Source organism: Rhodothermales bacterium (assembly GCA_040221055.1).
Lineage (GTDB): Bacteria > Bacteroidota > Rhodothermia > Rhodothermales > UBA10348 > 1-14-0-65-60-17.
In genome coordinates this window covers 298,066-318,578 of record JAVJVN010000004.1, presented here as the reverse complement: position 1 = coordinate 318,578, position 20,513 = coordinate 298,066, and the positions used below count along the sequence as shown (strand labels likewise).

The 20,513-nt window shown below is 63.0% G+C and carries 20 protein-coding genes; 16 read left to right on the top strand and 4 right to left on the bottom strand.

Annotated features, from left to right (window positions below; all coding sequences use genetic code 11):
• The first annotated feature begins 7 nt into the window (after nucleotides 1-7).
• The 7 genes from RIE53_01920 (at nucleotide 8) to RIE53_01890 (ending at nucleotide 5,861) form a co-directional block, all read left to right on the top strand.
• Nucleotides 8-451 (top strand): CBS domain-containing protein, encoded by a 444-nt coding sequence (locus RIE53_01920; GenBank protein ID MEQ9103435.1) that lies wholly within the window; start codon nucleotides 8-10, stop codon nucleotides 449-451.
• A gap of 58 nt (nucleotides 452-509) precedes the next feature.
• Nucleotides 510-1,619, top strand: coding sequence for a hypothetical protein (locus tag RIE53_01915; protein ID MEQ9103434.1), 1,110 nt, complete (start codon nucleotides 510-512; stop codon nucleotides 1,617-1,619).
• Nucleotides 1,620-1,687: 68 nt separating this feature from the next.
• Entirely contained in the window at nucleotides 1,688-2,749 is a 1,062-nt protein-coding gene (locus RIE53_01910) for a class IV adenylate cyclase (protein MEQ9103433.1), read from the top strand.
• Nucleotides 2,749-4,074 carry an AarF/ABC1/UbiB kinase family protein gene (locus RIE53_01905; protein MEQ9103432.1) on the top strand — a complete coding sequence of 442 codons (1,326 nt, stop codon included), beginning with the start codon at nucleotides 2,749-2,751 and terminating at the stop codon, nucleotides 4,072-4,074. Before RIE53_01910 ends, RIE53_01905 begins: the two co-directional genes overlap by 1 nt.
• 52 nt (nucleotides 4,075-4,126) lie before the next feature.
• Nucleotides 4,127-4,348, top strand: coding sequence for a hypothetical protein (locus tag RIE53_01900; GenBank protein MEQ9103431.1), 222 nt, complete (start codon nucleotides 4,127-4,129; stop codon nucleotides 4,346-4,348).
• An 8-nt stretch (nucleotides 4,349-4,356) separates the two neighbouring features.
• On the top strand, nucleotides 4,357-4,785 hold the full coding sequence (locus tag RIE53_01895) for a hypothetical protein (GenBank protein ID MEQ9103430.1): 429 nt from the start codon (nucleotides 4,357-4,359) through the stop codon (nucleotides 4,783-4,785).
• Nucleotides 4,786-4,916: 131 nt separating this feature from the next.
• The gene (locus RIE53_01890) at nucleotides 4,917-5,861 is read left to right on the top strand and encodes a carbon-nitrogen hydrolase family protein (GenBank protein MEQ9103429.1); all 945 of its coding nucleotides are present in this window, start codon (nucleotides 4,917-4,919) and stop codon (nucleotides 5,859-5,861) included.
• Between the two features lie 32 nt (nucleotides 5,862-5,893).
• On the opposite strand, the gene RIE53_01885 is transcribed toward RIE53_01890, so the two are convergent.
• Together RIE53_01885 and RIE53_01880 are read right to left on the bottom strand one after the other, a co-directional pair.
• Entirely contained in the window at nucleotides 5,894-8,533 is a 2,640-nt protein-coding gene (locus tag RIE53_01885; GenBank protein MEQ9103428.1) for an FtsX-like permease family protein, read from the bottom strand.
• A gap of 1 nt (nucleotide 8,534) precedes the next feature.
• Nucleotides 8,535-8,843 (bottom strand): hypothetical protein, encoded by a 309-nt coding sequence (locus RIE53_01880; protein ID MEQ9103427.1) that lies wholly within the window; start codon nucleotides 8,841-8,843, stop codon nucleotides 8,535-8,537.
• A 169-nt stretch (nucleotides 8,844-9,012) separates the two neighbouring features.
• On the opposite strand from RIE53_01880, the gene RIE53_01875 reads away from it, so the two are divergent.
• From RIE53_01875 to RIE53_01855, 5 genes are all read left to right on the top strand, one after another.
• A complete protein-coding gene (locus RIE53_01875) occupies nucleotides 9,013-9,558 on the top strand; it encodes a hypothetical protein (protein ID MEQ9103426.1) in 546 nt (181 codons plus the stop codon).
• A 74-nt stretch (nucleotides 9,559-9,632) separates the two neighbouring features.
• Nucleotides 9,633-12,065, top strand: a complete 2,433-nt coding sequence (locus tag RIE53_01870; protein MEQ9103425.1) for a choice-of-anchor B family protein — start codon at nucleotides 9,633-9,635, stop codon at nucleotides 12,063-12,065.
• A 28-nt stretch (nucleotides 12,066-12,093) separates the two neighbouring features.
• The gene (locus RIE53_01865) at nucleotides 12,094-12,744 is read left to right on the top strand and encodes a hypothetical protein (GenBank protein ID MEQ9103424.1); all 651 of its coding nucleotides are present in this window, start codon (nucleotides 12,094-12,096) and stop codon (nucleotides 12,742-12,744) included.
• A gap of 118 nt (nucleotides 12,745-12,862) precedes the next feature.
• A complete protein-coding gene (locus RIE53_01860) occupies nucleotides 12,863-13,081 on the top strand; it encodes a hypothetical protein (protein ID MEQ9103423.1) in 219 nt (72 codons plus the stop codon).
• Entirely contained in the window at nucleotides 13,078-13,671 is a 594-nt protein-coding gene (locus RIE53_01855; protein MEQ9103422.1) for a hypothetical protein, read from the top strand. The genes RIE53_01860 and RIE53_01855 overlap by 4 nt, the downstream gene beginning before the upstream one ends.
• Here the strand turns inward: RIE53_01855 and RIE53_01850 are convergent.
• Both RIE53_01850 and RIE53_01845 read right to left on the bottom strand, forming a co-directional pair.
• Entirely contained in the window at nucleotides 13,640-14,734 is a 1,095-nt protein-coding gene (locus RIE53_01850) for a transcriptional regulator (protein ID MEQ9103421.1), read from the bottom strand. The genes RIE53_01855 and RIE53_01850 overlap by 32 nt on opposite strands.
• A gap of 5 nt (nucleotides 14,735-14,739) precedes the next feature.
• Entirely contained in the window at nucleotides 14,740-15,288 is a 549-nt protein-coding gene (locus RIE53_01845) for a hypothetical protein (protein ID MEQ9103420.1), read from the bottom strand.
• Between the two features lie 155 nt (nucleotides 15,289-15,443).
• Between RIE53_01845 and RIE53_01840 the strand changes: the two genes are divergently transcribed.
• The 4 genes from RIE53_01840 to RIE53_01825 all read left to right on the top strand — a co-directional run bounded on the left by RIE53_01840 (nucleotide 15,444) and on the right by RIE53_01825 (nucleotide 20,490).
• Complete coding sequence (locus RIE53_01840; protein MEQ9103419.1) at nucleotides 15,444-16,532, top strand: methylated-DNA--[protein]-cysteine S-methyltransferase; 1,089 nt, start codon at nucleotides 15,444-15,446, stop codon at nucleotides 16,530-16,532.
• A gap of 26 nt (nucleotides 16,533-16,558) precedes the next feature.
• A complete protein-coding gene (locus tag RIE53_01835) occupies nucleotides 16,559-16,933 on the top strand; it encodes a Rid family detoxifying hydrolase (GenBank protein ID MEQ9103418.1) in 375 nt (124 codons plus the stop codon).
• Nucleotides 16,934-17,082: 149 nt separating this feature from the next.
• Nucleotides 17,083-19,305 carry a catalase/peroxidase HPI gene (katG, locus tag RIE53_01830; GenBank protein MEQ9103417.1) on the top strand — a complete coding sequence of 741 codons (2,223 nt, stop codon included), beginning with the start codon at nucleotides 17,083-17,085 and terminating at the stop codon, nucleotides 19,303-19,305.
• A 3-nt stretch (nucleotides 19,306-19,308) separates the two neighbouring features.
• Nucleotides 19,309-20,490 carry a DNA replication/repair protein RecF gene (locus RIE53_01825; GenBank protein MEQ9103416.1) on the top strand — a complete coding sequence of 394 codons (1,182 nt, stop codon included), beginning with the start codon at nucleotides 19,309-19,311 and terminating at the stop codon, nucleotides 20,488-20,490.
• The last annotated feature ends 23 nt before the right edge of the window (nucleotides 20,491-20,513 follow it).

Sequence of the window (20,513 nt, the reverse complement as noted above, 5' to 3'; positions counted from 1 at the left end):
ATTGACCATGATTATTGAAGAGCTGATGACACCGAACCCGGAATGCTGCACACCTGAAACGAAGCTGCACGACGTATCCAGGATTATGGCGGAGTGTGACTGTGGTGCCGTTCCTGTTGTCGAAGACCTGAATGCCAAGAAGCCCCTCGGCATGATCACGGACCGCGACATAACCGTCCGCTTGGTTGCCCTAGGCGTGAACCCGCTCGAAAAGACGGCGGCCGATGCCATGACCAAGTCCACGATCACGGCACGCCCAGAAATGGATATCAAGGAAGCTGCCCGATTGATGAAGGAGAATCAGGTACGCCGCCTGATCGTCCAGAACGTCGAGGGCTCCTGCGTCGGCATCCTTGCGCAGGCTGATCTTGCCCTTGATGTGGAGGATCGCCGGACGGGAGATGTGGTCCAGAGTATTTCAGAACCCAGTCGCACGCATGCCATGGCTTGAGGGCCACACCATCGACGCTCGAGGGAAAAGCAGAAAGAAGAAGCACGCGACAATGAGAATGGACAGATTTGACAAGAGTACGATAGATGCACTGCTGGCAGACAGGAGCCCTCCGTGCCTGTCCCTCTACCAGAGAACGCATCGTCATCATCCCGACAACAGGCAGGATCCCATCCGATACGTCAATCTTGTGTCGGAGCTGGAGAAATCGCTCCAGAAGAGATATTCCGGGGGATCACACGATGCCCTGCTGGATCAATTCCGTGCGTTGGCCGAAGACGGCGAATTCTGGAATCACACGCTTGACGGATTGGCTGTCCTGGGAGCCGAAGGCTTTTTCCGTGTCTTTCGCCTCCCGCGCACGGTGCCCGACCTTGCCATTGCGGCAAATTCATTCCATATCAAGCCGCTGCTTAGCCATTTCCAGTCAGCAGACCGATTCCACGTGCTAGGATTGGACCGGAAACAGGCCACGCTTTTTGAAGGCAATCACAACGCCGTTTCCAGGGTTCATCTTCACGAAGACGTTCCGTCCACGCTTACCGAGGCCTTGGGTGCTGAATTGACCGATCCGCATCGGACCGTCGCCTCCTACGGAGGAGCGGCCGACTACCAGGCGCCCATGCAACACGGGCACGGCGGCAAGAAGGATCAGGTGGGCATAGACACGGAGCGGTTCTTCCGCGCCGTGGACAAAGGCATTGTTGAGCATCATTCCCGACCCGGGGGCTTACCATTGATACTTGCGGCCCTCCCTGAGCATCAACACGTGTTCCGCGAAATCAGCAGCAACCCGAATCTGATGGAGGACGGCATTGACATCCATCCTGAATCGTTCGAAACGGAGGATGCGTTGCAGGAACATGTATGGCGCGTAATGGAGCCCCACGTTTCGGCGCAGTGGACGAAGATGGTCGACGAATTCAAGCAGGCCGCGTCGAAGGGCAATGGCACGGACCGGATTGAGGATGTGGTTCGGGAGACCACGCTCGGCCGCGTGGACACACTCATGATAGAAGCCTTCCGCGAGAATCCGGCCGACCCGGAAGTGGAAGACGTGCTCGATGATTTGGCCAGCATGGTCCTGAAGAAGGGCGGCCAGGTGTTCGTCCTGCCCCGTGAGCGGATACCGACAGAAACCGGTGTAGCCGCGATTTACCGCTACTGAACGGTCGCTGGTCCTCGACTTCGGCGTACATTCGACGATTCGACACCGGATTTGGAGCAGGAACGCACATGCCCAGTAATATCGAGATCAAGGCCCGCATTCCGGGTGTGGATGCGCTCGCGGAACGGGCAGCGTCACTGGCGGATGAGGGTCCCATTGCCATAGCGCAGGACGATACGTTCTTCCCGTGCCCGAACGGCCGGCTGAAGCTGCGCACGTTTGCCCCCGACCACGGCGAGCTCATCTACTACCGCCGAGCCGACGCGGCTGGCCCCAAGGAATCGTTCTATCTCCGCTCCACGACCACCGAGCCGGCCGTCATGCGCGCCGCACTGACCCAGGCGTACGGGCAGGCGGGTCGCGTCGTCAAGCGGCGGACCCTGTTCCTGGTAGGCCGGACGCGGGTTCATCTGGACGACGTGGAAGGGCTGGGCTCATTCCTGGAGCTCGAGGTCGTGCTCAAGGACGGGGAATCCCCCGACGAAGGCGTGCGCGAAGCCCACGCGCTTATGGCGCAGCTCGGCGTGGATGCGGCCGATCTGGTGGAGGGCGCGTACGTGGATCTTCTGGAAGCCGCTGGCAAACAACGGCATCCGTGCGGCGTAATCGGGCCCATGGAATCCACATCTTCAACTCCCTCGTCTTCGTCAGGCGCGCCGGCGTGGTCCGCGCTGGTCCAGTCTGCCGGCGCCATGCTGGCCTCTGTGGACGGGGCCGACACGTGGCCCGTCCAGGAGCGGTTGACCGCGTTTTTCTTCATGCTGCTCGACGGATTGGAGGGGGCGGGGGTGGATGCATCCGGCTTCAACCGGGATGCATCGGGATTCGGCTCTGAATTCCACGAGGCGTTGCGTGCGCAGTTGGAGGAGGTACTGGATGCGGTGGATGTGCCCGGCGTGAACCGGTTCGTGACCGATTCAACGCCCGCTCGATTCGCCGTGGCCGAAGTCCTGGTCCAACTCCTTTCCACGTCCCTGGCCGATGCATCGGAAGGCCGTGAGCGGTCGGCGGCACTGGCCGACAAGACATTGGCCTGGGCGGCCGCCATGGTGACGAATCCGGTTCCGGCGAAGACGGTGGACCTGGTGCGATACGCGATGGAAGCGGGCTATCTCCGGTGGAAACCGTGATGGAAGAGGAGGGAGGGGAAGGCTCCGGCTCACCGCCGGGTGGAGCGCGGGAACGCGGCATGATTGCGGCCAAGACCGGACTCAAGGTCGGGGCCAACTATGCGCGCTACCTGTCGCGCCGCGCCACCGGGACGGACCGGGACGAGGCGCGCGCGGACCTGCACACGCGTAATGCGGAAGACCTGTTCACCGAATTGTCGAAGCTGCGGGGAACGGCCCTGAAACTGGCCCAGGGGCTCAGCATGGAGCCTGGCATGCTGCCGAGCCAGTTCGCGGATATCCTGTCGAAAGCGCACTACGAGGTCCCGGCCATGGGACCGGCCCTGGTTCACCGGCTGGTGACACAGGCGTTTGGTATGCCCCCGTCGGAAGCCTTCGCCGCGTTCGACCTGACGGCCATGGCAGCGGCGTCGCTGGGCCAGGTGCACCGCGCACGGTTGCACGACGGAACGGATGTCGTGGTCAAGGTCCAGTACCCGAATGTGCGCGAAAGCGTGGATTCCGACCTGAAGATGGCTCGTGCCCTGGCCGGCCGCTTCGTGGACGCCGACCTGGTCGACCCGTATGTAGAGGAAGTCCGGGAGCGCATGATGGAAGAGACGGACTACCTGAATGAGGGCCGCAACATTGAACAGTTTGCCGCGCGGTACGCGGGCTCAGCGATCGTGACACCGCGCTGGGTGGAAGCGCACACCACGGAGCGGGTCCTGACCATGACCTTCCTGGAAGGGCAGCATCTGAAGGCATTCCTCGCTTCGGAGCCGTCACAGGAGCGACGCAATCATTTCGGGCAACTCCTGTGGGATACCGTGCACGAACAGGTGGCATCGGACCATCTGGCCGTCCATGCCGATCCGCATCCGGGCAATTTCCTGTTCCGCGAGGACGGCACGCTGGGCATCCTGGATTTCGGATGCATCAAAGTATTTCCGCGTGACTTCCGGGATCATCTGCTGGACCTCTACCGGGCCCGCATGGCCGGCGACACCGACGCCCAACTGCGGGCGTACGAGGCCCTCGACATGATGCCGGCCGACCTGGGAGAGGAAGAGCGCGCGTATCTGACGGACATCCTGGACGTGTTCGGAGGCATCATCCAGAGCATGTATGTGCAGGATACGTACGACTTCCGTTCGGGGCAGCTGCTGGCCCGCTTCCAGGAAATCATGCCCCGCCTGACCGGGCGCGAAGCCTTCAAGCATCGCCGACCCATCGGATCGCATCATTTCGTGTTCGTGAACCGGTTGCTGGTGGGCCTGCTCAGCATGATGACGCAACTCGGTGCTGTGGTGGATGTGCGGTACGCGCGGGGGTGCCTGCAATGAGTGCGGTGCGGTGTTGTACCTTCGGGCACACCGGAACAACGAGGTTGACACCATGAACACCATCCGAGTCGTAGCAGGCATTCTCATCCTGGCGGGGATCCTGGGGTTGGTCTACGGGAGCGTGACCTACACCGAAGAGACCCACGAAGGGAATCTGGGTCCTCTCGAGCTGTCCATCAAGGAAAAGGAGTCGGTTGATATCCCCGTCTGGGCCGGTGTGGGCGCCATCGTGGTTGGTGGGGTCCTATTGGTGGTCGGCGGCCGGAAGAAGTAGGTCCGGCCATGAAAACCACAGCACGAAACGTCCTGGCCGTGGTTGCCGGGGTCCTAGCAGGCAGTGTCGTGAACATGGGACTGGTCGAACTCGGCCCCATGATCATTCCGCTGCCTGCGGGTGCCGACACGTCCACCGCCGAAGGCCTGAAGGCCAGCATGGACCTGTTCACGCCGGCCCATTTCGTCTTCCCGTTCCTTGCCCACGCGCTCGGCACCCTGGTCGGAGCCTTTGTCGCGGCCCGACTGGCAACCGGAAGCCGGATGAAGTTCGGCCTCGGAATCGGTGTCTTCTATCTGCTGGGCGGCATAGCTGCCGTCGTCATGTTCGGCGGGCCGGTGTGGTTCATGGTTCTCGACCTGGTCGGTGCGTATATCCCGATGGGCTACCTCGGCGGTTGGGCGGCCGAGCGCTCCACGCGAACGCAGGGTTCGTAACGACCTATTCGTACCGTAGCACGTCCGGGGTGGGCTCGTACGCGAATAGATGCGTTGAATTCATCGAGGCCAAAGGCCGTATATAGCGGCATGCCACGTCTTTTCAGTTCACGAACCCGGGTCCATCCATCATGTCTACGTCATTCCGTGTCGCGGCCGTACAGGCGAGTCCGGTTTTCCTGGATCTGGAGGCCACCATGGAGAAAGCCATCGGGTTGATTGCCCGTGCCGCCCACGACGGAGCCCATCTGGTCGTGTTTCCGGAAGCATTCATTCCGGCCTATCCGCTGTGGGTCTGGTACATTCCGTCGGGACAGACCCACGCACTCCGCGAACTGTACGTCCGCCTGCTGGAGAATGCCGTGGAGGTGCCCGGCCCGCATATAACCCGCCTGGCCGAGGCGGCTGCCACCCATGAGATCAATGTGGTCATGGGTGTGAATGAGATCAATACCGAGGAAAGCGGCTCGTCGCTCTACAATACCATGGTCTATCTGGGGTCGGACGGGCGGCTGTTGGGCAAGCACCGTAAGCTCATTCCGACGGCGGGGGAGCGGCTGGTATGGTCGCAGGCAAGGTCCAGCGACCTTGACGTGTACAACATGAATGCGTTCAAGGTAGGCGGACTCATCTGCTGGGAAAATTACATGCCGCTGGCGCGCCATACGCTTGCGGCCATGGGACAGCACATCCACTGCGCTCCCACCTGGGACCGGGGAGAGCCATGGATTTCCACCATGCGGCACCTCGCGAAAGAAAGCCGGTGCCTGACTGTTGGTGTGTGCCAACATGTCCGCATGTCCGACATTCCGGACGACTTGTCGTTCAAGTCCGCCTTCCTGCCCCGGAACAGTGACATCCTCAATCCGGGCCTGAGCGTGATCGTGGATCCGGACGGCAAGATCGTGGCGGGTCCCGCGGAGGGCGAAACCATTCTCCACGCAACCATTACCAACGATGAAATCCAGGGACCCCGTTGGCAATTGGACACGGCGGGTCACTATGCCCGTCCTGACGTGTTCTCGCTGACCGTCAAGACCGGGAAACGACCGTTGATGGTAGAGCGCGGCAATTGAGCAAATCGCGGTGGCATCCGTCCAGCAGTCCGTTATTCGTACTTCAATGACCGCGCGGGATCCAGGTTGGCGGCCCGCAGTGCGTGGTAGCCGACCGTGAGGAGCGCGACGGAAACGGCAAGCACTGCGGTCAGGGCATAGACGCCCGCACCCACGTCGGTCCTGTTCGCGAACGAGGCCAACCAACTGTTCACCAGGATCCACGAAACCGGCACAGCGAGGGCGAAGGCGACGACCACGAGGAGGAGGAACTCACGCGAAACGGTGCCCACGATCTGGGATCGCGTGGCCCCGAGCACTTTCCGCACGCCGATTTCCTTGGTCCGGCGGGAAATGGTGTAGGCCGACAATCCGAACAGTCCCAGGCACGACACGAAAATGGACAACACGGCGAATGTCATGAAGACCTGCGTCAGTCGGGTTTCTGTCATGTACTGCCGGTCGTAGTCCTCATCCAGGAAGAAGTAGTCGAAGTCATATCCGGGAAAGGTGTCCGACCACACGCGCTCCGCTTCAGACACGAGCGCGGGCACCTCCCCGCGGGTCCGGATGGCCACGAATCGCGGATGGGGCTTGACGCCATAGATGATGGGCTGGATGTGCTCCTGGAGGCCATGGTGATGATAATCGTCGACCACGCCCACAATGGTACCCTGGGCATTCCGGTTCGGCGCCCGGACGAAGCGTCCCACCGCATCCTCGGGTGACTCGTAGCCCATGGCGGAGACGGCCGATGCATTGATGAGGATGGATTCGTCGGCGTCCGCCGGCCGATCCAGGTCGAAATTGCGCCCGGCCAGCATCTGAAGCCCGAACGTCGGCACGAATCCGGCATCGGATGCGATGAATTCGAGCGTCAGGCCGTCGTCCGATTCGCGCCCCTCGGGAAACACCAGGATGCTGCGCCAGCCGTCACGTCCGGGTACGGCACTGGTGCCGGTCATCCACTCCACGCCCGGGTGTCCCCCCAGCCGCTTACGAAGGACAGGCAGGGCGTCGAACAGGGTCCAGGACGGAACGCGCCAGGCATCGATGACCAGCACATTCTCCCGCTGGAATCCCGTGTCGGTGGACCGCATGAAATCAATCTGCTTGGCTCCCACGAGCGTGGACACCATAAGGACGCAGGCCAGGCCGTACTGACCCACAACGAGGGTACGGCGCAACGTGCGACCGCCCGGCTGACCCTGGCCGCCCCCTTTCAGTACCCGGGCCGGATGATGGCGGGACAGCACGATGGCCGGATACAAGCCGGACAGGACACCCACGGCCAGTCCGACCAACAGTCCCAACGCCATGAACTCCGGAGTCACCAGCGCACCCGCCGGCAGCGCCTTCTGTGTGAGATGATTGAAATACGGGAGGCCCAGGGCCGCCATGCCCCAGCCCAGACCGAGGGCGACGAACACCATGAGCAGGGCTTCACTCATGAACTGCTGGATGATGGGGCTGCGCGTGGCGCCGACGGCCTTCCGTACGCCGACTTCCCGGGCGCGTTCAGCAGAACGGGCTGTCGCCAGATTGATGAAATTGATGACGGCCACGAGCAGCATGAGTGCGCCGATGCATCCCAGCAGATAGAGGTAGCGCACGTCACTGGACGGTCCGAAGGGATTACCGGCTTCCGAGCGCATATACACCGAACGCAATGGTTCGAGCCGTGCCGTGGCCTCGTATCCGATGTCGGCCAGCATTTTGCCGGCGTGGTCCTCGTACAGTCCGGAGAGGCGTGTCCGCAGGGCCGTAATATCCGCATCATCCCTGACCAGCAGGAAGGCGTACATGTTCAGATCCAACCAGTGATCCTCCGGTGCTTCCGTATTACCGGCATCCCACGTGCTGTACGAGACGAGGATATCGAAGTCGATGCTCGACCGCCGGGGAGGATCGGCAACCACCGCGGTAAGGATATGGGCGACCGAATCCTGCAGCATGATGGTTCTTCCCACCACATCGGACGTCCCGAACAACCGCTGCGCCGCCGCCTGTGTGATGACCGCGGTGTAGGGTTCGGCCAGCGCGGTGGACGCGGATCCCTGGATCATTTCGAAGCTGAACAGCTCGAAGAAGCCATCTTCGGCGACAAACACGCGCTCGTGGAACCGCTCGTTGCCCAGCCGGACTTCGTCGTCATGGTCCAGCATCCGGACTATATGCTCCACGGTGGGGTACTCATCCCGGATGATGGGCGACACCGGCCATGCGACGCCCGGAAAGCGCCACTGACGACCTTCCGCATTCTGCAGGTCGGTCCGCACACGGTACAACCGGTCCGCTTGTTCATGGAAGGCATCGAAGGCCCGTTCGTCCTGGATGAACAACAGGGCGAGCAGTGCTGTGGCAATCCCGATTCCGAGGCCCAGGATATTGATGCCGGTAACAACTTTGTGGCGCCTCATGTGGCGCGCGGCGGTGCGGACGTGGTTTTTCCACATGATGCTGGAATACGGTGTGAGTTCAGGGAACGGGCCACGACGGATGACCCAGGGGCGCAGGAAGAGCAGGACGTCTTTCCACAGGAGCAGCCCGGCGGGCAGCGCGCCCATCCGTCGGTATCGCGATCGATACTGTTCTTCCAGATCACCGGCCAGTTCGTCGAACAGGTCCGGTCGGCAGAACACACGCAGGAAAGTCAGCGCGGGCCGGGGTGGTTTCGGGTTCGGCGTTGCCATGTCAGATACCCGGTATCAATCGGTACAGGCCATTCCGGAGGGCGCGCCGGTCACGAAGTGTGGCGAATCCGGTGGATGTCGGTTCGAAAATCCGCTTGCTGCGTCCGCCCCGTTCTTCCGTCGCGCCGCCGAGTCGGGAGCGGAGCAGCCCTTTGTTCTCCAGGCGGTACAACGCCGAGTGGATGGTTGCGAGCGTCGCCGAGCGGCCTTCCCGGTCCAGCAGGTCGCGCACAACCAACCCGTAGGCATCGTCTCCCAGGGCGGCCGCGGCCATCAGGACGAGTTCCTCCAATTCGCTGATCTGATCCAAACCAGGTATTAGTTTTGTTTTCGCAGAACTAATCGAAGTACGGCGTGGGTTGACGGATTGTTACAAACCCGTTGGATTGCGGCCAGGACACGTCATGGATATCTTCTCCCTCCGTAACAGGATCTGTACGAATCCATGTGGTATGATTTCCTTTCAGCGTGATGGAACCATGATCAAAACACTTGAAGAAGCCCGGCAATTCGTGCTGGACGTCAAGGTCTGCTCGATTTTCGCCAAGGATGCGTCGGGCCTGCCCTCGCTGTGGGACCAGGTGGACCTCCCCGAAAAGCAGCCCGGTGAAAAGGGATGGGGCCAGCGGATGGGCGCCGTGTGGACGTGGAAGAATCAACTCCCGACCGAGTATCCGACCGACGTCTTCTACGGCAAGATCGGATGCGGCACGGCCGTTCTCATGGACATGACCCATCTGGCAAACGTGCACTTTCCGCAAGCCCACGTCCCGGTAACGGACCTGAACGACCTTGCGCAGTTTGTTTTCGCGCAGGTCGAAATAGAGCCCAGGGAAACGGGAGCGCTGCGGAAGGCCGCCATGCTGGAGACGGGCTGCACGAAAAACACCTTCGATACCGCGCTCAAGAACCTGCAAACCTCGCTCAATATTGCCCGCTGGAATCACCCGCGCGTGGAGCGGGACACCTGGGTGCCATTCCGGGACATGTACCCTGACATCTGGGTACGGCACGTCCCGGACTGATTTCAGTTGACAATGCTGCCACCAGCGTCGAGATTTCAGGACTCCACCCGTTCCACCACCTGCCTTCTGAAGCCATGCGTTTCACATTTCCCATGCGTACATCGTTTTCTTTGATCGCCGTTATTGCCACGGGGTTGGCCGCCAGCATTGCCTTCGTGGCTCCTGCCCTTGCCCAGTCCGGTTCATTCGGCGTATCGGTCGTGCTCGAAGACGGCGAACTCCTGGTCGGGGAGCCCAATACCAATTTCCGTGAGGGATCGGTCTACGTCTACACGCAGTCCGGTGGGGAATGGGTACAGACCCAGCGGCTGACGGCTCCAAATGCCGAACGGGCAGACGGATTCGGGTCGGTCCTGGCACGCACTGGAAACACGCTGTTCGCGGGACAGCGGGGCGGCCCCATCCACATTTTCGAGAAGACCGGGAGCACATGGAGCCATTCCGGCACGCTGTCCGGCAACGGGACGAAGGGGGAAGACCCCGGATGTGGCCAATACGGCTATTGTGGCACGGATTTCGGCATTGCCCTGGCGGCCGAGGGCGATTGGCTCCTGGTGGGTGCTCCGGGCCCCCTGCCGTCCCGCCGCACGAGTGGCGATGAAGCCGTGCAGGAACCGGGTGCGGTCTTCGCCTACCACCGGGGTGCCGACGGCCAGTGGACCGAGCGCGTGCGCCTTCAGCCGGCAGGCGGGACCGCAGCGGACCGGTTCGGCCACGTCATCCACCTGGAGAACGGGCGGGCCTTGATTGCCGCCCCCTGGTGGATGAACGAAGCAGAGGGCCACGATGTGGCCGGACGGGTCACGGAATATGCCCTGCAGGGCGACACGTGGACGGAACGCGGCCATTTGAACGCCCCGTCCGAGTCGGCCGCCAATCTGGGGACATCCATCGCCCAGAACGGCAACCGATTGTATGTGGGCGCACCCGGATGGAACGAGAGCCAGGGTGCCGTACACGTGTTCACGCGGGCCAATGCTTCCGCGACTTGGCGTTCCAGCGGCCGGATTGCGCTCGACAATGGCCAGACCGGCGATCGCTTCGGCAGTGGAATCGGTGTGGCGGACAGCGAATTGTGGATTGGCGCCCCGACCGACCGGGAGTACGAAATCGGCTCCACGTTCGTCTACACGTTGGATGACAAGGGCTCGGCGGTCGGCGCTCCACGGCGCATCCAGTTGGAGAATACGGTCGAACGGGACGCGTTCGGGCGGCAGATTGTGGCAGACGCCGGTGCGGTGGCCGTAGTCGCGCCCGGCATGCATCATCAATCGGGAGCGGTCATTGTCTATTCGGAAGATGCGCCTGGCGGCGAATGGCTGGTCAGTCCGCCCGATGCGTTGGGTGCCATCCTGGGCGAAAAGCGGGAGTGTGAGGACGGAAAGATCGGCCCGTTCGATTGTGATGAAGTCGAACTGCTGGCCTTCATCCCGACCTCCATCCTGCGTGCACCGGAGCACTCCCGCGGCGTGCGCACGAACGACAACTGGGGCTGGACCGACCCCGACACCGGTCGCGAATATGCGCTTGTGGGCCGGAATGACGGCACGTCGTTCATCGACATCACCGACCCGTCCAACCCCGTACTCATCGGCGACCTGCCCAAGCCGTGGGGAACGCCACCGTCGCAGCTCTGGCGTGACATCAAGACCTACCGGAACTATGCCTACATCGTGGCCGATGGCGCCGGGGATCACGGCATGCAGGTGTTCGACCTGACCCGGCTGCGCTCCGTGACCGACGTCCCTGCCCTGTTCGAGCCCGATCTGCATTACCGCGGATTCGGCAGTTCGCACAACGTCATCATCAATGAGGAGAGCGGGTACGCTTACGCCGTGGACCCCCGCACGTGTGGCGGCGGACTCTACATGATGAACATCGAGGAGCCGCTGAATCCGGTTTTCGAGGGATGCGTCAAGGGCGAACGCGGCACGCATGATTCCCAGTGCGTGACCTACCGCGGACCGGACACGCGCTACACGGGCCGGGAAATCTGCCTGAACTCGAACGGATCGGTCTTCGAGATCGCCGACGTCACCGATCGGGCCAACCCGGTTCACCTGTCGACGGCGTCTTCACCCAATGCCGCCTACATCCACCAGGGATGGCTGACCGACGATCAACGGTATTTCTACCAGGATGACGAATCGGATGTCATCCGCGGGAATGTGGAAACCACGCGTACGCTCATCTGGGATCTGACGGACCTGGAAGACCCGGTGCTCGTGACCCAGTTCATGGGATCCATGCCGGCCAGCGCGCACAACCTGTATCTGAAGGATGGATATGCGTACCAGGCGAACTACCGGTACGGCATGCACGTGCTGGATATTGCCGACCCGGAGAACCCCGTGGAAGTCGGCTATTTCGATACGTCGCCGTACCACGAGGGTCCCGGTTTCAGCGGCGCGTGGAGCACGTACCCGTTCTTCGAGAGCGGCACGGTCCTGGTCACCAGCCTCCAGGAAGGCCTGTTCCTGCTGAAGAAGAAGGACGAAGCCTTTTAGAAGGCTGTTGAAAAAGTAAAGGGGTGACATGTTCGTAGGACACCTTGCAGCCGCCCTCGGTGCAAAGACGGTCGCGCGGGAAGCGCCGCTTCCGCTGCTGATCGGTGCATCGTTCGGCATTGACATCCTCTGGCCGGTGCTGCTGTTGGTGGGCGCGGAAACGGTAGTGGTGGATCCCGGAAATACGGCATTCACCGCGTTGGACTTCGCATGGTATCCGTGGAGCCACAGTCTCCTGATGGTGGTGGTCTGGGGCGTGCTCCTGGCGGGGGTCGTCCGCATGGCCGGCGGGTCCCGCCGCGTGGCGTCGGTGTCGGCGCTGGTCCTCGTCAGCCATTGGGTGCTGGACTGGATCACGCATGGTCCGGACCTCCCGCTGTGGCCGGGCGGGGTCGAGACGGGTCTCGGGTTGTGGCATTCCGTACCGGGTACGCTGGCGGTGGAAGGCCTGCTCCTGGTCGCCGCATTGGTGGTGTTCTTTCGCGTGGTCGACGTGCCGGGCCGGCAGGGTCACCTGGCGCTGTGGAGCCTGGTCGGCCTGTGCGTCCTCATCTGGGCGAGCCAGCCGTTTTCGCCACCGCCTCCGGGCACGACTGCCATTGCCGTCGTGGGCCTGTCGATGTGGCTGTTGCCGCTCTGGGGGTGGTGGATTGAGCGGAATGTGACCGTAAGAGCCTGATCCCGCAGAAAGAGGCTCCGCAGAAAGAGATCTCACGCAAACATCAGACCATGCTCACGTCCCTCACGCGTTCGGTACGCCATATTTCGGCGTCACTCATAACCAACCGGACGAGACCATGGCTGAAACAACAAAAGGAGCAGGAAGCGGGCTGAAGGCCCAACGCGTGATATCCCTGGCAATCACAGCAGTGGGCGTGCTGCTCCTGACCTATATGATTACGGTGGAAGATGAACCCGGAGCGCTCCCCCTCGCACTGGTGATCGGCGGGCTGGCGTGGTTCTTCATTACACGCGCCCGGATTGGGGCCGCAGCGGCGAAGGAGGTGCAGGCATGAAAGCAACCCACGAAAACGCGACGCGCGAAACAACCCAGCACGAAAACACCGCGTGGAACAGGTTCAGGATTGCAGCTTGGTCAGGGGCTGCGTTCCTGTTGCTCTTGCCGCTGATTGCCATGCAGTTTACGGAGGAGGTGAATTGGACAGCATCCGACTTCATGGTCATGGGGGCCATGCTGCTCGGAGCCGGCGGGGCGTTCGAACTGGCCCTCCGCACGTCAGGACAGACCATGTACCGGATAGCAGCGGTGGGTGCTGTGGGATCAGGATTCTTCATGATCTGGGTAAACGGCGCGGTTGGTATTGTCGGCAACGAGGACAACCTGTTGAACGTCGCCTACTTCGGCGTCCTGGCGCTGGGCTTCCTGGGCGCGACGGCCTGTCGCCTGAAGCCGCGCGGCATGGCCAGGACGGGTTTTACGATGGCCGGGGCGACGGCCCTTATCGGTGCCGTGGCCCTCGTGGTGGAGCGCAGTGCCCCGGGCTACAGCCCCGTGGAGATCATTGCCGTGAATGCGATGTTCGTGGTCCTGTTCACCGGCGTGGCGCTACTGTTCAATCATGCCGCTGACGATGCGTCTGAGTAAGCGCGCTGGCCAGGACGAGTGCGCCGATCACACCAGCGCCGAACAGTCCTCCCTCGAGGCCACCCAGCGCGACCTGGGAGAATGTGCCGAACTGAAGCTCCCCGAAGAATCGACCAAGCGCATCCAGTTCCAGTCGTGACTGGGAGAAGGAATCGGCCAGCAGTTGCAGGCTGCCCCCCAGCAGACGCCCCCCAGCCAGCGTAATAAGCACGCCGGCCGCGCACCCGGTCGCCGCACCCGCGGCGACCGGGTGCCATCGTTTGCGCGCCTGGAATCCACCACCCAACCATGCACCTGCGGCGAGGGCTGCGCCGAGGCAGGCACCCTCAATACCACCGGTCATTCCAGCCGGTGTCCTGCCGAGGAGCAGGTTGAAGGCATCCAATCCCAGCAGTTTGGTGGTGCTCCCGACCAGGAGCCCGCCAAGCGCGGCTCCCGCAATCCGCCACGCCCAGGGTCTCGCGGCCCGCTGCCGCGCGGCAAGCCAGCCGGAAACGGCCAGGCCCATGCTGACGCCGAAGCCGCCCAGAACGCCCAGGAACCCGGTGAGGGTCATCATGACCAGGAGAATGGACAGCGTGCCGAGCTCCGCGCTGCCCGATGCGTTCGTGAGGGCGAAACCGTACAGCAACCCTCCGCAGATCCCGGCCACACCGCCTCCCACCGTACCGGCGAACAATTCGGTGGCAGCCACGGAGACGGTCGGGGCGTCGGCCGGGACCTGGACGGTGCCGTTGGCAGCTGGCGCCCCCGCCCGTACCTCTGCCATGAACCGATACCCGTGGCGCGGCACGGTCTGTACGTACCGGGGGTTCGACGAATCATCCCCGAGAGCCTTCCGGATGTCCTTTATGCACTGTGTCAGGGCGCTGTCGCTGACCACCACTTCGCCCCAGACCTCCTCGAAGAAGCGGTCCTTCGGGATGAGTTGCCCCTGCGCACGCACGAGCAGGACGAGCGCATCGAAATACCGCGCATTCAGCTCGACGGGGCGACCATCGCGCGACAGCCGGCGGTTGGGTACGTCCAACTCATGATCATCGAAGTGGAATACGTCGGTCATTCCATTCAGCGCCGGCGACGCGTAACGCTGTCCAGGTAGCTGCTCACGACGCCGGGCAGTTCCGCTTCGGTCACGATATGCTGGACGATATTCATGACCTGCACATGGCCTTCCAGGACCTCGCGGGTCATGTACTCGCGTACGAATTTTCCTTCTTCGGCATTCTCTGGAATGGCCCGGCCGGCATACCAGATCTCGTGCCTGGCGGCGGCATCCAGGACGGGCTCGCTGAGGGTCATCCCTTCAACGAGGCTGAGCATGACGACGGTCCCCGCCGCCGTCGTATGTGTCTGAGCCAGGAAGCGGACATCCAGGCCGGGCCCGTCATGCGGGATGCCCCGCACCCGAAGTTCGTCCCGGAACAGCATGGCCACGCGCATATTGAGGGCGGCATCCGTATGGTCGGGATCGGAGAGGACGGAACGTGCCTTGATGGACGGGACGTTCAGCGTGGGTTGCTGTGTTGGCTGCTGTGTTGGCTGCTGCGCGTGGACCGGCAGCGCGGCCGTCAAGACCAGGATGCCTGCCAGGAGAATGGGAATGAAACGAGCCATGGTTCACCTCGCGTTGAGTGGAAAAGGTAGTAGCTCGTTTGAACAGGCGGGCAGGTCCGGTTTGGTCGGTACGTCCCCGGAATCTACACATTCCAATCGACATCCGTGTTCATTTTCCGGTGGATGCACTCGGTCCGGTGTTCGTACGATACAGCATGCAACGTCAAATGCCCCCCGAAGACGAACTCTACCAGGCGCTTGTGGCGCGGGATGCGTCCTATGAAGGCGTGTTCGTGGTCGGGGTCACGAGCACCGGCATCCTGTGCCGGCCCACGTGCCCGGCCCGGAAGCCGCATCCGCAGAACGTGGAATACTTCCGCACGGTGAGGGAGGCCCTGATGGCCGGATACCGCCCGTGCAAGCGGTGCCAGCCACTCAAACCACTGGGGAGTACGCCCGCCTGGATGACGAACGTGCTCGACGAGGTGGAGTCCGACCCCGGTCGTCGTTGGAAGGACGCCGATATCCGCGTTTCCGGTGTGGATCCGGCCCGCCTCAGGCGGTGGTTCAAGGCCCACCATGGCATGACCTTCCAGGGCTACCTGCGGCTTCGGCGTCTGGGCATGGCGCTCGGCCGCATGCAGTCGGGGGAGCCGGAATCGCAGGTCGCGTATGATCACGGATATGAATCCCTGAGTGGCTTCCGGGAGGCCATGCAGAAATTGACGGGCCGGCCGGCCGGAAAAAGCGGTGCGGTGACGCTGGTCCATCTGAGCCGTTTCACGACGCCACTGGGGCCGGTCCTTGCCGGCACCACCGATCAGGGCGTCTGCCTGCTGGAATTCGTGGACCGGCGCATGCTCGAAACCCAGCTCGCCGCCGTGGAGCGGCGCCTCACGGCCCGGTTCGTGCCGGGGCGAACGGACCTCACGGACCGGCTTGAAGAGCAGCTGGAGGCCTACTTCAAGGGCCGACGGACCGCGTTCGATGTACCACTCCACATGGCAGGTACCGCGTTCCAGGAAGCCGTCTGGCAGGGGTTGATGACCATCCCGTACGGGAAAACGCGCTCATACGCCGAGCAGGCCGCCGCCATTGGACGCCCCACGGCGGTCCGCGCCGTCGCCCGTGCCAACGGGGACAACCGCCTGTCCATCCTCATCCCGTGCCACCGTGTCGTGGGCAGCGACGGCTCCCTGACCGGGTACGGCGGTGGACTCTGGCGGAAGCGCGCTCTCTTGGGGCTCGAACAGGGTGCCGACAGCCCCGCCCCGCGTCAGCCGGACCTGTTCAGTACGTCCTGAACCGAACCGGGGCCTATATTGGGCGCATGAAATCCTATCAGACGCCGAACGCCCCCATCCCGGCGGGCCACTACGCCCAGGCCGTATCCCACGCCGGACTGCTCTTCGTATCGGGCCAGCTTCCCATCCATCCCGACAATCCATCCTGGAAGGCGGCGGATATCCGGGAGCAGACCCGCCGGGTGCTGCTCAACCTCGAAGCCATCCTCCAGGAAGCCGGCTGCACGCGATCCTCCGTCGTGAAAGTCACCGTGTACGTGTCGGACATCGACCTCTGGAGCGCCGTGAACGAGGAGTATGCGGCATTTTTCGGAGACCACCGACCGGCCCGCGCCATCGTGCCCGTCCGGGACCTGCACCACGGCTACCAGATCGAGCTCGAAGCGGTGGCGGCGCTCTGACGCTCTCCGCGCCGCCGATCCAGCCCGCGAACGCTTTCGGGTGAATCTTGCGTAATAAATGAGGGCCTTTCTTGCCCACCATGCCCGGCGGCGCGATCATGCATTCAATTCGCAACAGACACGATCAAATGCGCTTCGGAGGCTTCCCCATGAGTGGAAATACAGGTGGAAATACAGGCAACAATTCAGGCAGCAACACAGGTGGAAACGGTGGATGCCCGGTGACGGGCGGCATGGCGACGCATCGGTTCAGCGGAACCACCAACAAGGATTGGTGGCCGAACCAACTGAATCTCAGAATCCTGCATCAGAACACGTCTGAGGGGAACCCGCTCGGAGCATCATTCGACTATGCCGAGGCATTCAAGAAGCTCGACCTGGACGCCGTCAAGAAGGACCTGCATGCGCTCATGACGGATTCGCAGCCCTGGTGGCCGGCCGACTACGGGCACTATGGCGGGCTGTTCATCCGCATGGCGTGGCACAGCGCCGGTACCTACCGGACGGGGGATGGCCGCGGTGGCAGCGGTTCGGGATCGCAGCGGTTCGCGCCCTTGAACAGCTGGCCGGACAACGGCAACCTGGACAAGGCCCGGCGCTTGCTGTGGCCCATCAAACAGAAGTACGGCAACGCCCTTTCCTGGGCCGATCTGCTCATCCTGGCCGGCAATGTCGCGCTGGAGTCCATGGGGCTGAAGACCTTCGGTTTCGCCGGCGGACGCGAGGACATCTGGGAGCCCGAGGAAGACATTTACTGGGGCAAGGAGAGTGAGTGGCTGGGCGACAAACGCTACAGCGGCGAGCGCGACCTGGATAACCCGCTGGCCGCGGTCCAGATGGGGCTCATCTACGTCAACCCGGAAGGCCCGAACGGGGAGCCTGACCCGGTGAAATCCGGCCAGGACATCCGCGAGACGTTCAAGCGGATGGCCATGGATGATTACGAAACGGTGGCCCTGACGGCGGGTGGTCACACGTTCGGGAAGACCCACGGCGCCGGCGACGTGAAGCACGTCGGACCGGAGCCCGAGGCCGCCCCCCTGGAAGCCCAGGGCTTCGGCTGGCTGAGCACGTACGGCAGCGGAAAAGGCCGGGATGCCATTACCAGTGGCCTGGAAGGTGCCTGGACCCCGACACCGACGAAGTGGGACATGACCTATTTCGATGTGCTCTTCGGGTATGACTGGGAGCTCACGAAGAGCCCGGCCGGCGCCCATCAGTGGCAGCCGATCGGTCTGAAGGAAGAGGACATGGCACCCGACCCCGAGGATCCCACCAAGAAGGTGCCCATCATGATGTCCACGGCCGACATGGCCATGAAGATGGATCCGGCCTACGAAAAGATCTCGCGCCACTTCCACAAGAACCCCGAGGAATTCGCCGATGCATTCGCGCGGGCCTGGTTCAAGCTGACGCACCGGGACATGGGACCGAAGTCCCGTTACCTGGGCCCCGATGTCCCGTCCGAGGATCTGATCTGGCAGGACCCGATTCCGGCACCGACCGGTGCGCCCCTGGGCGCCCAGGCGATTGCCGACTTGAAGAAGAGAATCCTGGCCTCCGGTCTCACGATCCGTGAATTGGTCTACACCGCCTGGTCGTCGGCCTCTACCTTCCGGGGTTCGGACAAGCGCGGCGGAGCCAATGGCGCCCGTATCCGCCTGCAGCCGCAGGTGGATTGGGAGGCCAACCAACCCGATCAACTGAAGCGGGTGCTGACCCTGCTGGAGGGGATTCGCTCTGAAGTCCCGGCGATCTCGATGGCCGATCTGATTGTGCTCGGTGGATGCGCCGCGGTGGAAGAAGCCGCCCGGAAGGCCGGGTTCGACGTGGAGGTCCCGTTCACACCGGGCCGGACCGACGCCACGGCCGAGCAGACGGACGTGGAGTCGTTCGACGTCCTGGAGCCCCTGGCCGATGGATTCCGGAACTATGAGAAGGCCGCCTACACGGTCCGCGCGGAGGAGCTGCTGGTGGACAAGGCCCAGCTCCTGACGCTGACGGCCCCGGAAATGACGGTCCTCGTGGGCGGTATGCGGGCGCTCGGCGCCAATCATGGCGGCCGCGAGCACGGGGTATTCACGTCGCGACCGGGTACGCTCACCAACGACTTCTTTGTCAACCTGCTGGACATGGGTACGGTCTGGACCCCCACGTCTGAGGGCGCCCGCGAGTTCGAGGGTCGGGATCGGCAGACCGGCGCCGTGAAATGGAAGGGCACGCGGGTTGACCTGGTGTTCGGTTCCAATTCGCAGCTGCGGGCCCTGGCCGAAGTCTATGCCCAGGCGGATGCCGGAGAGAAGTTCGTCCGGGATTTCGTGGCGGCTTGGGCCAAGGTGATGGACGCGGACCGATTTGATGTCCCCTCATGATCCATGCAGATCAATGAAATCAGGCTGAACGGCTTTCGTGCGCACACGTCCACGACGGTCCCCTTCCGGGAGGGCATAAACCTCCTGGTGGGGCCCAACGGGGCCGGGAAGACGAATGTGCTCGAAGCCGTTCATGTGGCCTGCCTGAGCCGGAGCTTTCTGACGCACAATGACCGGTACGTCCTGCAGCGGGGGGCCGGCCACTACGAAGTGGAGGGGCGGTTCACATCCGATGCCGGAAAGGAAGTGCGGGTGCGCGTGGCGTATCAGCCGGATGGCGGCAAGCGGGTACAGGTGAACGGGGCGCCGCTCGAGCGGCTCACGGATCTTGTTGGACGGGTACCGGTCGTTGTGTTCGCGCCGGACGATCAGCGAATTACGGCCGAGGGGCCGGACGAGCGGCGCCGCTTCCTCGACTCGCTGCTCTGCCAATCCAGCGCGACGTATCTGGAAAACCTGGTGGCGTATCGTCGTATACTCAAGCAGCGCAACGAGTTGTTGTTGAGCGGCAGGCGGCGCAGGCAGGCGGCCGACGCTGACATGCTGCATGCGTGGACGGAAGAGCTCATCAAATACGGGGTTCCGGTGGTGCACGCCCGACTCCGGTTCGTGGCGGCGTTCAATCGTCACCTCGAGACGGCGTATGGTCGGATAGCGGAGGTCGCCGAGCGGCCGTCCATGGCCTATGCTCCGTTTCCGGGTCTGGGCAGCGGGGAAGCGGAGAAGGAATTCCGGGCGGAGCAGGAAGGGGCTGCGGGACAGGTGGAGCAAGCTTTCCGGGAGGCGCTGGAGCGGAACGCACAGGCCGAGCGACAGCGCGGGTCCACGCAGGCCGGTCCACACCGGGACGAACTGGACATGCTGCTGGACGGGCATCTGGTGCGGCGGTACGGCTCGCAGGGGCAGCACCGGACGTTCGGCATGGCGCTCAAGCTGGCGCAGTACGATTACCTGCACGAGGCCCTGGATGAGCGGCCGGTCCTGTTGCTGGACGACGTGTTCGACAACCTCGATCCGGGCCGTATACGGGCTTTTTTGAACATTTTGCAGTCCGATGCCGTTGGACAGAGCATTACTACGGCAGCGCGACGCGAAATCGTTCACGACCACTTTCCCGGAGGGCCCTGCACGACCATGACAGTGGAGTCGGAAGGGCGCGTCGGGCCGCCGGTTTCAATGCCCTGACTCAGTCCGGATCGGCCTTCCGC